The 11,775-nt window shown below is 72.1% G+C and carries 11 protein-coding genes; 3 read left to right on the top strand and 8 right to left on the bottom strand.

The features are described 5' to 3' along the window. From ABD999_RS34245 to pyrG, 7 genes are all read right to left on the bottom strand, one after another. Window positions 1-321: hypothetical protein (locus ABD999_RS34245; protein WP_345483081.1), on the bottom strand; the 321-nt coding region annotated here is incomplete at its 3' end. 507 nt (window positions 322-828) lie between these two features. Then, a complete protein-coding gene (scpB, locus tag ABD999_RS34240; RefSeq protein WP_271278136.1) occupies window positions 829-1,560 on the bottom strand; it encodes an SMC-Scp complex subunit ScpB in 732 nt (243 codons plus the stop codon). After that, on the bottom strand, window positions 1,553-2,371 hold the full coding sequence (locus tag ABD999_RS34235) for a segregation and condensation protein A (protein WP_219550938.1): 819 nt from the start codon (window positions 2,369-2,371) through the stop codon (window positions 1,553-1,555). Before ABD999_RS34235 ends, scpB begins: the two co-directional genes overlap by 8 nt. Further along, on the bottom strand, window positions 2,368-3,309 hold the full coding sequence (locus ABD999_RS34230; RefSeq protein ID WP_148032582.1) for a ParA family protein: 942 nt from the start codon (window positions 3,307-3,309) through the stop codon (window positions 2,368-2,370). Before ABD999_RS34230 ends, ABD999_RS34235 begins: the two co-directional genes overlap by 4 nt. Before the next feature lie 116 nt (window positions 3,310-3,425). Then, window positions 3,426-4,352: a site-specific tyrosine recombinase XerD gene (locus ABD999_RS34225; protein ID WP_148032583.1), complete on the bottom strand. Its 927-nt coding sequence runs from the start codon at window positions 4,350-4,352 to the stop codon at window positions 3,426-3,428. Then, window positions 4,349-4,957 carry an NUDIX domain-containing protein gene (locus ABD999_RS34220; RefSeq protein ID WP_219550936.1) on the bottom strand — a complete coding sequence of 203 codons (609 nt, stop codon included), beginning with the start codon at window positions 4,955-4,957 and terminating at the stop codon, window positions 4,349-4,351. Before ABD999_RS34220 ends, ABD999_RS34225 begins: the two co-directional genes overlap by 4 nt. Before the next feature lie 44 nt (window positions 4,958-5,001). Continuing rightward, window positions 5,002-6,663 (bottom strand): CTP synthase, encoded by a 1,662-nt coding sequence (gene pyrG, locus ABD999_RS34215; RefSeq protein WP_148032585.1) that lies wholly within the window; start codon window positions 6,661-6,663, stop codon window positions 5,002-5,004. Between the two features lie 106 nt (window positions 6,664-6,769). Between pyrG and ABD999_RS34210 the strand changes: the two genes are divergently transcribed. The 3 genes from ABD999_RS34210 to ABD999_RS34200 are packed head-to-tail and all read left to right on the top strand — an operon-like array spanning window position 6,770 to window position 9,412. Continuing rightward, on the top strand, window positions 6,770-7,417 hold the full coding sequence (locus ABD999_RS34210) for an acyltransferase (RefSeq protein ID WP_219550934.1): 648 nt from the start codon (window positions 6,770-6,772) through the stop codon (window positions 7,415-7,417). Window positions 7,418-7,458: 41 nt separating this feature from the next. Next, window positions 7,459-8,583, top strand: coding sequence for a nitronate monooxygenase (locus tag ABD999_RS34205; RefSeq protein WP_271278135.1), 1,125 nt, complete (start codon window positions 7,459-7,461; stop codon window positions 8,581-8,583). Between the two features lie 49 nt (window positions 8,584-8,632). After that, window positions 8,633-9,412 (top strand): GntR family transcriptional regulator, encoded by a 780-nt coding sequence (locus ABD999_RS34200; RefSeq protein WP_345483078.1) that lies wholly within the window; start codon window positions 8,633-8,635, stop codon window positions 9,410-9,412. Here ABD999_RS34200 and ABD999_RS34195 read toward each other — a convergent pair. Then, window positions 9,369-11,753, bottom strand: a complete 2,385-nt coding sequence (locus tag ABD999_RS34195; protein ID WP_271278553.1) for a GcvT family protein — start codon at window positions 11,751-11,753, stop codon at window positions 9,369-9,371. The two genes, ABD999_RS34200 and ABD999_RS34195, sit on opposite strands and share 44 nt — an antisense overlap. Window positions 11,754-11,775 lie beyond the last annotated feature (22 nt).

Below are 11,775 nucleotides of genomic sequence, written 5' to 3'. Positions count from 1 at the left end.
CACCACGGAACTCCCCGCCGGAACCCCGGCGGTCATCGCCACGGAACCCGTCACGACGGGAACCCTCACGCGCGTCATCGCGACGGAAGGACCCGCCCGAAGACCCACGCGCATCATCACGACGGAACCCACCACGGTCGTCCCGCGAACCCCGACGGTCACCACGGAACTCCCCGCCGGAACCCCGGCGGTCATCGCCACGGAACCCGTCACGACGGGAACCCTCACGCGCGTCATCGCGACGGAAGGACCCGCCCGAAGACCCACGCGCATCATCACGACGGAATCCGCCACGGTCGTCCCGCGAACCCCGACGGTCACCACGGAACTCCCCGCCGGAGCTCCGACGGTCATCGCCACGGAAACCGCCACCGCGGGAACCCCCGCGCGCGTCGTCCCCACGGTAGGACCCGCCCGAGGACCCACGCGCGTCATCACGACGGAACGAACCGCCCGAAGACCCGCGCGCGTCATCACGACGGAATCCGCCACGGTCGTCCCGCGAACCCCGACGGTCGCTGCGGATACCCCCGCCGGAACCCCGGCGGTCATCGCCGCGGAAACCGCCACCGCGGGAACCCCCGCGCGCGTCATCCCCACGGTAGGACCCGCCCGAGGAACCGCGCGCGTCGTCGCGGCGGGAGCCGCCGCTGAAGTCGTCTCTGCCGGAACCCCGGCGCTCGTCTCGCTGGGAACCGTCACGGGAGTCGTCGCGGCGCGTACGGCCGCGCGAATCGTCCGAGCGGAAGGCGGGACGCCCGCCGCGGCCGGAGCCGCCGGCGCGTCCTCGACCGCGTCCATCACCGGACGGGGTGCTTCGCCTGTTGATCACTTCGTCGTCTCCTCGATGTTCTCCACGTCGTCGGGGAGGAACGGCGCGAGCTCGGGAAGCTCACTGACGTCGTTCAGTCCCAGACGCTCAAGGAAGTATGAGCTTGTCCGGTAGAGCACGGCTTGGCTCTCCGGGTCGGTGCCGGCCTCCTCGACCAGCCCCCTCGCGACCAGCGTCCGCATGACGCCGTCGCTGCTGACGCCGCGCACCGCGGCCACCCGCGCCCGGCTCACCGGCTGCCGGTAGGCCACGACCGCGAGCGTCTCAAGCGCGGCCTGGGTCAGCCTCGCCTGCTGGCCGTCACGGACGAACCGCTCCACGAGCGGCGCGTACGCGGGGCGCGAATAGTATCGCCACCCTCCCGCGACCTGCCTCAGATCGAAACCCCGCGCGGAGGCTTCGTATTCCGCCGAGAGCTCACGCAGCGCCGCCGCCACCTCGTGGGTGGGCCGCTCCAGCACCTGGGCCAGGGTGACTTCCCGTACGGGCTCGTCGACGACCATGAGGATGGCCTCCAGCGCCGGCTTGAGCTCGGGGCCCGGCGCCTCGTGCGGAGGTGTCTCGGTGACGGGCTCCTCGAAACGGGCGTCCTCAGGCTCTTCCTGCGGATCGACACGTTCGGGGGCCTCCGCGGCGTCCTGGAGGTCCTCGGGAGAGGACGGGATCAGGGAGCCGGGGAGGGTCATCCAGGCGGGCAGGTCCTTGCGCGGGCGGGAGTCGTCAGCCATCTGCGGGTTTCTCCGGGCTCTCCTCGTAGTCGTCTCCCACCGAGACGTCGCCGTCGTCGGTGCCCGTCCACGTGACGTGCAGGTCGCCGAGTGGCTCGACCTGCTCGAAGCTGACCGCGGACTCCCGGAACAGCTCCAGGACGGCCAGGAAGCGGGCGATGACCTCGTAGGTGCCCTCGCAGTCGGCGACCAGGGCCCTGAAAGTGGCTCTGCGCATGCGGCGCAGGCGCTCCACCAGAATAGCGGCCTGCTCGCGCACATTGGCGAGCGGTTGGTAGATGTGGCCGACGCCGACGGTCGGCGGGAGCTTGGGGGTGAAGGCGCGGGCGGCGATGCGGGCCAGCTCCTCGGGGCCGATGCCGAGCACCAGCTCCGGCAGCAGGCCGGCGAACTGCGGCTCCATGGGGACGCTGCGCGGGAAGCGGAGCGCCTCGTCGGCCATCCGCCCGGCGAAGATCTTGGCGACCTCCTTGTAGGCCTTGTACTGCAGGAGGCGGGCGAACAGCAGGTCGCGGGCCTCCAGCAGGGCGAGGTCCTCCTCGTCCTCGACCTCGCCCGACGGCAGCAGCCGGGCCGCCTTGAGGTCGAGCAGGGTGGCCGCGACCAGCAGGAAGTGGCTGGTCTGGTCGAGGTCCCACTCGGGGCCGCGGGAGCGGATGTAGGAGATGAACTCGTCGGTCACCTGCGAGAGGGAGACCTCGGTGATGTCGAGCTTGTGCTTGGAGATCAACCCGAGCAGCAGGTCGAAGGGCCCTTCGAAGACGTCCAGGTGGACCTGGAAGCCCTGGGGCTCGGCCTGCTGCTCTGTCACCTCGCCATTGTGGCAGGCTGCGGCCAGCGCGAGAGCACTTCCCGGGCCAGCTCGCGGTAGGCGTTGGCGCCGAGCGAGGACGGGTCGAAGGTGGTGATCGGCTCGCCGGCCACCGTGGCGTCGGGGAAGCGCACCGTACGGTTGATCACGGTGTGGAAGACCTTGTCGCCGAAGGCCTCCACGACGCGGGCGAGCACCTCGCGGCCGTGGAGCGTGCGCGCGTCGTACATGGTGGCGAGCAGGCCCTCGATCTCGAGGTCCTCGTTGAGCCGCTCCTGCACCTTGGTGATGGTGTCCATGAGCAGGGCGACGCCGCGCAGCGCGAAGAACTCGCACTCCAGCGGCACCATGACGCCGTGCGCGCAGGTGAGGGCGTTGATGGTGAGCAGGCCCAGCGACGGCTGGCAGTCGATGAGGCAGACGTCGTAGTGCGGCAGCAGCGGCTTGATGACGCGGCCGAGCACCTGCTCGCGGGCCACCTCGGTGACGAGCTGGACCTCGGCGGCGGACAGGTCGATGTTGCTGGGCAGCAGGTCGAGGCCCTCGACGCCGGTCTCCAGCAGCACGTCCTCGGCGCTGACGTTGCGTTCCATCAGCAGGTTGTAGACCGTGAGGTCGAGCTGCAGCGGGTTGATGCCGAGGCCGACGGAGAGCGCGCCCTGCGGGTCGAAGTCGACGAGCAGCACTTTGAGTCCGCATTCGACGAGGGCGGCGCCGAGGTTGATGGTGGTGGTGGTCTTGCCGACCCCGCCCTTCTGGTTGACCATGGCGACCACGCGGGCCGGGCCGTGGACGTCGCGCGGCACCGGCTCCGGGAACACCGGGCGGGGCCGCTGCGTGGGGCCCAGGTTGACGCCCTTGGAAGGCGCGTTGGTCTTGGTGTCACCCCAGGGGTTGTCGGGGGTCCCCGGGGTCGAACCGTTGGTCTTCACAGTCACCAGCTCGAACCTCCCTGACGATCCCGAACCGGACCGTCCGGACGGACACTATGGCGTCACCACTTAACGCGGCAAGGCGGCACGCCGGAGTGCCGCACGACCCAAAAGACTATAGATCACTGACGGGCGCGGGGATGCGCCGCCGCGTACACCTCTCTGAGTTTGTCGACCGTGACCAGCGTGTAGACCTGGGTGGTCGTCACGGAGGCGTGGCCGAGCAACTCCTGCACCACCCTAACGTCGGCGCCGCCGTCGAGGAGGTGTGTTGCGAACGAATGGCGGAGAACATGGGGAGATATCCCGGCCAGTCCGGCCCGTTCGGCGGCGGCCTGCAGGACCTCCCACGCGCCCTGGCGGGTGAGCCGCCCGCCCCGGGCGTTGAGGAACACGGCGGGAGTGCCGCGGCCGTGGGCCAGCAGACCGGGCCTGGCCCGTACGAGGTAGGCGTCGAGAGCGGCGCGGGCGTAGCGGCCGAGCGGGACCACGCGGGTGCGGCCGCCCTTGCCGCAGAGCCGCACCTGGTCGTCCTCCAGGTCGTCGACGGCCAGGCCGACGGCCTCGGAGATGCGGGCGCCGGTGCCGTAGAGGACCTCCAGCAGGGCGCGGTTGCGCAGGGTGAGCGGCGCGCCGTCGGGGCCCGAGGCGGCGATGAGCCGCTCGACCTGGTCGACGGAGACGGCCTTGGGAAGCCTGCGGAGCTGGCGTGGCGGGCGCACCTGGTGGGCGGGGTCGTGCACGGTGACGCCCTCGCGCAGCGCGAAGCGGTGCAGGCCACGCACGGCGGACACGGCGCGTGCGGCCGAGCTGGCCACGAGCGCCGGGTGCTCGCCGTCGCCCTCGCGCAGCGCGGCGAGGAAGGCGCGTACGTCGGACTCCGCCACCTGGTCGAGCTCGGCCCGGCCGCGCGAGCGCAGGTGCTCGGCGTAACGGCGCAGGTCGCGCCGGTAGGAGGCGAGCGTGTTGGCGGCCAGGCCGCGCTCCACCGCGAGGTGGGCGAGGTAGCTGGACAGCACCGCCTCCACGGGAATGGTCCTTTCCTTCATGCCTCCGGAGCGTCCGCCGGGCGCAGGCCGGCGAACCCGTCGGCCGCGGCCGCATATGCGGCGAGAATACCGGCCACGGCCGCAGAATTGTGGATCATCCCCGCGAGCACGCGGCGCACGGCGTCGTCGAGCGGCACCCATTCGACCGGCATGCCGATCTCCTCGTGGCGGTGCTCGAAGTGGTTCTCCTCGTCGGGGATCTTCTCCAGGCCGCGGGCCAGGAAGACGCGGATGCGCTCGTCGGAGCAGCCGGGCGAGGTGAGGATGTCGACGAGGGTGTGCCAGGTGGCGGCGCGGTAGCCGGCCTCCTCGGCCAGCTCGCGGGCGGCGCCCTCGACCAGCGGCTCGCCCTCGACGTCGCGGATCCCGGCGGGCAGCTCCCACAGCAGCCGCCGGGCCGGGTGGCGGTACTGCCTGATGAGCAGCACCCGCCGGTCGTCGTCGAGCGCGAGCACCCCGACCGAGCCGGGGTGGCGGACGTAGTCGCGGTCGGCGGTCTCGTCGCGCGGCATCCGCACGGTGTCGGTGACCACGTCGATCACGTAGCCCTCGAACCGCTTCCTGGTCTCGACGACGTCCCAGGACTCGGGCGTGTCTTGGATCATGTCCGCACCCGCTTCCGCCCCCTGCCGGTCACCCGAGCCGATCTTCACTTGGCCACCTTAGCCGCCACCCTGCTGTCGGCGTAGGCGAGCGAGGCGCCGATGAGCCCCTTGAACATCGGGTTGGCGCGGGTGGGCCGGGAGCGGAACTCGGGGTGGGCCTGGGTGCCGATGAAGAACGGGTGCACGTCGGCGGGCAGCTCGGTGTACTCGACCAGGCGGCCGTCGGGCGACACGCCGGAGAACACCAGGCCGACCTTCTCCAGCCGCTCGCGGTAGGCGTTGTTGACCTCGTAGCGGTGGCGGTGGCGCTCGGCGGCCTTGGCCTTGCCGTAGAGCTGGCGGGCGAGGGTGCCCTCGCCGAGCTTGGCGGTGTAGCTGCCGAGCCGCATGGTGCCGCCCATGTCGCGCTCGCCGGCGACGACGTCCTCCTGGTCGGCCATGGTGGAGATGACGGGGTGCTTGGTGTCGGGGTCGAACTCGGCGGAGTTCGCGTCCTCCAGGCCGGCCATGTCGCGGGCGGCCTCGATGACCATGCCCTGCATGCCGAGGCAGATGCCGAGCAGCGGGATCTTGTTCTCCCGGGCGTGGCGGATGGCGCCGATCTTGCCCTCGATGCCGCGCACGCCGAAGCCGCCCGGGATGAGCACGCCGTCGACGCCGTCGAGCTCGCGCTCGGCGCCTTCGGGGGTCTCGCAGTCGTCGCTCTTGACCCAGCGGATGTTGACCCTGGCGTCGTTGGCGAACCCGCCCGCGCGCAGCGCCTCGGTGACCGACAGGTAGGCGTCGGGCAGGTCGATGTACTTGCCGACCAGCGCGATCGTGACCTCCTTGGCCGGCCGGTGCACGCGGCGCAGGAGCTGGTCCCACTCCTTCCAGTCGACGTCGCGGAAGGGCAGGCCGAGGCGGCGCACCACGTACGCGTCGAGCCCCTCGGAGTGCAGGACGCGCGGGATGTCGTAGATGGAGGCGGCGTCGACGCAGCTGACCACGGCGTCCTCGTCCACGTCGCACATCAGGCTGATCTTGCGCTTGATCGCGACCTGGACGGGCCGGTCGGAGCGGAGCACGATGGCGTCGGGCTGGATGCCTATGCTGCGCAGCGCGGCCACGCTGTGCTGGGTGGGCTTGGTCTTGAGCTCGCCCGACGGGCCGATGTAGGGCAGCAGGGAGACGTGCAGGAAGAACACGTTGTCGCGGCCCACCTCGTGGCGGATCTGCCGCACGGCCTCCAGGAACGGCAGCGACTCGATGTCGCCGACGGTGCCGCCCACCTCGGTGATGACCACGTCGACGTCGGGGCCGGCCATGCCCCGGATGCGGTCCTTGATCTCGTTGGTGATGTGCGGGATGACCTGGACGGTGTCGCCGAGGTACTCGCCGCGCCGCTCCTTGGCGATGACGTTGGAGTAGACCTGGCCGGTGGTCACGTTGGCCGAGCCGTGCAGGTCGGTGTCGAGGAAGCGCTCGTAGTGGCCGACGTCGAGGTCGGTCTCGGCGCCGTCGTCGGTGACGAAGACCTCGCCGTGCTGGAACGGGTTCATCGTCCCTGGGTCGACGTTGAGGTAGGGGTCGAGCTTCTGCATCGTGACCCGGAGTCCGCGGCCCTTGAGCAGGCGGCCGAGGCTGGAGGCGGTGAGCCCCTTGCCGAGACTGGAGGCGACGCCGCCGGTGACGAACAGATGCTTGGTTTGCGTGGCGCTGCGCAAGGAGGCTCCCGTGGCTAGGTGTGGCTAGTGTCCACGGGCTCTCAGGATATCAAACAACGCCCCTCACATGCCCGAACGGTATGACCAAGCGGTAACTTTGGTCTTTATGTCACTTGTACGGCGGGCGATCGGCACGCTGATCCACCGTGCCTACGCGGCGGTCCGGGAGGCCGGCGCGATCACCCCGCGCACTCCCGCCGGCTACCGGTTCCGCCATCTGGGCGAGGGAGCGAAGATCGCCTTCCCCCCGGGGGCGATCTTCGGCGAGGAATGGATCGAGATCGGCGACCACACGCTGATCGGCGAGCGCGTGTCGCTGTCGTGCGGCATGTGGCCGGGCGCCGACCTGGGCCCGGACTCGATCCTGCGGATCGGCGAGAGCTGCTCGATCGGCCGCGGCACGCACGTGGTCGCGCATCAGTCGATCGACATCGGTGACGACGTCTTCACCGGCCCGTACGTCTACATCACCGACCAGAACCACGTCTACGACGACCCCGACGTGCCGATCGGCCGGCAGTGGCCGCGCAACAACCCGGTCTCGATCGGGTCGGGCTCATGGCTGGGCGCGGGCGCGATCGTGCTGCCCGGCACCCGGCTGGGGCGGCAGTGTGTGGTGGCGGGCGGCGCGGTGGTGCGCGGCGAGTTCCCCGACCACAGCGTGGTGGCGGGGGTGCCGGCCAAGCTCGTGCGGGCGTACGACGCGGACTTAGGCTGGCACGCGCCGGGCGTCTCGCCGCTGGCCGCTTCCTGACCATCTGGACCGAACATGCTTCTGGCGGTTAGCGTCGGTGCATGCGGACCGCCATCAGCGAGCGTCTAGGCATCGAGTTCCCGCTGTTCGCCTTCAGCCACTGCCGTGACGTGGTGGCGGCGGTGACGAACGCGGGCGGGTTCGGTGTGCTGGGCGCGATCGCGTACACCCCCGAACAGCTCGACGTGGAGCTCACCTGGATCGACGAGCAGGTGGGCGGCAGGCCGTACGGCGTGGACGTGCTCGTCCCCGGCAAGGTGGACGCCGCCGCCCTCGGCGGCGTGCGGGTCGCCGGGCTGATCCCCGAGCGGCACCGCGACTTCGTCACGCACCTGATGGCCAAGTACGGCGTGGGCGGGCCCGGGCAGCAGCCGGTGGGCGCGGCGGCCGACGAGTTCGCCCGGCGGGTGTCGGCGGCGGGCGCGACCGGGCTGATCGACGTGGCGCTCAAGCACCCGATCGGGCTGATCGCCTCCGCGCTGGGCCCGCCGCCGCCGGAGATGGTGGCGCGGGCGCGCGCGGCGGGGGTGCCGGTGGCGGCGCTGGTCGGCACCGTGGAGCACGCGCGCCGGCAGGTGGCCGCGGGCGCGGACGTCATCGTCGCGCAGGGCACCGAGGCGGGCGGCCACACCGGCGAGATCTCCACCCTGGTGCTGACGCCGCAGGTGGTGGACGCGGTCGCGCCGGTGCCGGTGCTGGCCGCCGGCGGCATCGCCTCGGGCCGTCAGATGGCGGCGGCGATGGCGCTCGGCGCGCAGGGCGTCTGGTGCGGCTCGGTCTGGCTGACCACGGAGGAGGCGGAGACGCCCCAGGCGGTCAAGCGCAAGTTCCTGGCGGCCTCGTCGCTGGACACGGTCCGGTCCCGCTCGCGTACCGGCAAGCCGGCCCGCCAGCTCGCCACCGCGTGGACCGAGGAGTGGGACCACGGCCAGGAGAGCCCCGGCCCGCTGGGCATGCCGCTGCAGATGCTGGTGGCCGAGCACGCGATGGCCCGCATCACGGCGGCGGCCGAGCGGGGCGAGCCGGGCGCGCTGGAGCTGGCCGGCTACTTCGTCGGCCAGGTGGTGGGGCAGCTCAACCAGGTCAAGCCGGCCCGCGAGGTGGTGTACGAGATGATCAGCGAGTTCGGCGAGGCGCTGGATCGGCTCAACCGGCTGGCGGAGTGACGCTTCACCCGCTTTGGCGCTCAGCCCCCGAAGCGTGTCAGTATGCGGTGTGGTCGGGACACCGCCTGAGCTGGAGCGGGGCACCGGCGTGCCCGCGCACGTGCAGATCGAACGGTGGCTGCTCGACTCGATAGACCGGGGCGAGCTGGCGCCGGGTGACCGGCTGCCCGGGGAGCGGGAGCTGGCCGGGCGGCTCGGAGTGAGCCGGATGACGCTCCGGCAGGCCCTGGCGCGGCTGGAGTCCGACGGGGTGCTGATCAGGGTGCCCGGCCGGGCGGGCGGGGCGTTCGTGGCCGAGCCGCGCGTCGAGTGCGACCTGACAGGGCTGGCCGGGTTCACCGAGCAGATGCGCCGCGCTCACCTGCGGGCCGAGGCGCGCGTCCTGGTGGCGCGCACGGTGCCCGCGCCGGCCCCGGTGGCCGCCGCGCTGGAGCTCGCGGCGGGCGAGCCGGTGCACGAGGTGGCGCGGGTGCGCTCGGCGGGCCGCTCGCCGGTGGCGCTGGAGCGCTCGTTCTTCCCCGCGCTGCCCGGCTTCCTGGAGGAGGACCTGACGAGGTCGCTGTACGCGCTGCTGGCCGAGCGCTACGACCTGGCGCCGCGCACCGCGCTGGAGCACCTCGACCCGGTGGTCGCGGGCCCGGCGGAGGCGGCGGAGCTCGGCATCGAGCCGGGCGCGCCGCTCATGCGGATCGAGCGCACCGCCTACGCCGGCGACGGCACGCCTGTCGAGCACGCCCGCGACCTGTTCCGGCCGGACCGGGTGCGGATCTCGGTGCGGTCCGGGGTCAGCGGACCCGCTCCCCCGCCGGGTCCCACAGCGGCTCCTTGACGACGGTGCCTGGCACCCACGTGCCCTCCACCTCGATCTCGACCTTGGTGCCCGGTTCGGCCTCCAGGTAGGCGTAGGCGATGGAGGACCCGACGGTGTAGCCGTAGCCGCCGGAGGTGACGCGGGCGGCCACCTCGCCGTCGACGCGCACCGGCTCGTTGCCGAGCGCGACGGCACGGGGGTCGCCGAGCGTGACGCAGCGCAGTCTGCGCTTCGGCCGCGGGTCGAGGGCCTCCCGGCCGAGGAACTCCTTGTCCATCTTGACGCAGAAGCCGAGCCCGGCCTCGTACGGGGTGGTCTCGGGGCCGATGTCGGCCCCCCACACCCGGTAGCCCTTCTCCAGGCGCAGGCTGTCGATGGCCTTGTAGCCGCCGGCGACCATGCCGTGCGGCTCGCCCGCCCGCCACAGCGTCTCCCACAGGGCGAGCCCGTACTCGCTGGAGCAGTAGAGCTCCCAGCCCAGCTCGCCGACGAACGTCACCCGCAGCGCCAGCACGGGCACGTCGCCCACGGTCAGCTCGCGCGAGGTCATGAACGGGAAGCCGAGCGGGTCGGGGGTGAGCGCGCCGAGGATGTCGCGGGCGCGCGGCCCCCACAGCGCGAAGCAGGCGTACTGGCCGGTCACGTCGGCGATCCGGACGTCGGCGCCGCGCAGCCGGGCCTGCTTGCGCAGCCAGCCGAGGTCGTGCGAGCCGAACGCGGTGCCGGTGACGATGAGGAACTCCCGCTCGCCGCGCCGGGTGACGGTGAAGTCGCACTCGATCCCGCCGCGCCGGTTGAGCGCCTGCGTGTACGTGACCGCGCCGATCGCGCGGGCCACCCGGTTGTCGCAGACCCACTCCAGCAGGGCGGCGGCGTCCGGGCCGGTCACCTCGATCTTGGCGAACGAGCTCTCGTCGAACAGGCCGGCGGCCTCGCGCGTGGCGCGGTGCTCGGCGCCGATGGCGGGCGACCAGTTGCGCCCCGCCCAGCCGCGCGGCCGCTCGTCGCCGTCGCCGTCGCCTGCGTCGCTCCCGTAGTGGTTGACCCGCTCCCAGCCGGACTTCTCGCCGAACACGGCACCGTGGCCGCGGTGCCAGGAGTACGCGGGAGAGACCCGCAGCGGCCGGCCGGCCCGCCGCTCGTCGCCCGGGTAGCGGATGTCGTAGTAGGTCTCGTAGTTCTCCACCGCGCGGGCGAGCGTGTAGGACGGCGAGCGGTACTGGGCGCCGAACCGGCGGACGTCCATGTGCCACAGGTCCATGGACGGCTCGCCCTCGACGATCCACTCGGCCATCACCTTGCCGATGCCGCCCGCCCCCGCGATGCCGTGCGCGCAGAACCCGGCCGCCACATAGAACCCGCCGACCTCGGTCTCGCCCAGGATGAACTCGTTGTCCGGGGTGAACGCCTCCGGCCCGTTGATCAGCTTGCGGATGCCGACGTCGGCCATGGCGGGCACGCGGAGCCGGGAGTTGTCGAAGATCTCCTCCAGCCGCGGCCAGTCCTCGGGCAGCAGCCGGCCGTTGAAGTCCGCGGGTATCGCGTCGTGGGAGGCGGCCGTGGCCGTCCAGGGGGCGCACTCGCGCTCGTACCCGCCCATGACCAGCCCGCTGACCTCCTGCCGGTAGTAGACGAGCAGGTCGGGGTCGCGCAGCGTGGGGAGGTCGCGGTGCTCGTGGAAGCCTTCGGTGACCACGTACTGGTGCGACATCGGCACGATCGGCACGCGCACGCCGGCCATGCGGCCGATCTCGGCGGCGAACATGCCGCCGCAGTTGACGACGACCTCGCAGGCGATGTCGCCCTGGTCGGTGCGCACCCCGGTCACGCGGCCGTCCGTGACGTCCAGGCCGAGCACCCTGGTGCGGGTACGGACGCGCGCCCCGCCCTCCCTGGCCCTGGCCGCCAGCGCGTAGCACAGCCGGGAGGGGTCGATCTGGCCGTCGGTGGGCAGGTAGGCGGCGCCGACCACGCCCTCGGTGCTCATCAGCGGGAACAGCTCGGCCGCCTCGGCGACGGAGATCTCCTCCAGCGGCAGGCCGAAGGTGCGCGCCCAGCCGATCTGGCGGCGGATCTCGGCCATCCGCTCGGGGGTGGAGGCCAGCTTGATGCCGCCGCACTCGGTCCAGCCCGCGTCCAGTGTCCGGTAGAGCTCCACGGAGTACTGGTTCATCCTGGTCAGCGTGGGGTCGGCGCGGAGCTGGCCGACCAGGCCCGCCGAGTGGAAGGTCGAGCCGCTGGTGAGCTCGTCGCGGTCCAGCAGGATCACGTCCCGCTCGCCGAGCAGGGTCAGATGGTAGGCGACGGAGGCGCCGCCGACGCCACCTCCGATGATCACGATGCGCGCGGAGTCGCTCATGCGGCGAGGCTAACCTTCGGTG

It is taken from the genome of Nonomuraea ferruginea (assembly GCF_039540635.1).
Classification (GTDB): Bacteria; Actinomycetota; Actinomycetes; order Streptosporangiales; family Streptosporangiaceae; genus Nonomuraea; species Nonomuraea ferruginea.
Note: the sequence above shows the minus strand (reverse complement) of the source record. Positions and strands in the feature narration are given on the sequence as shown.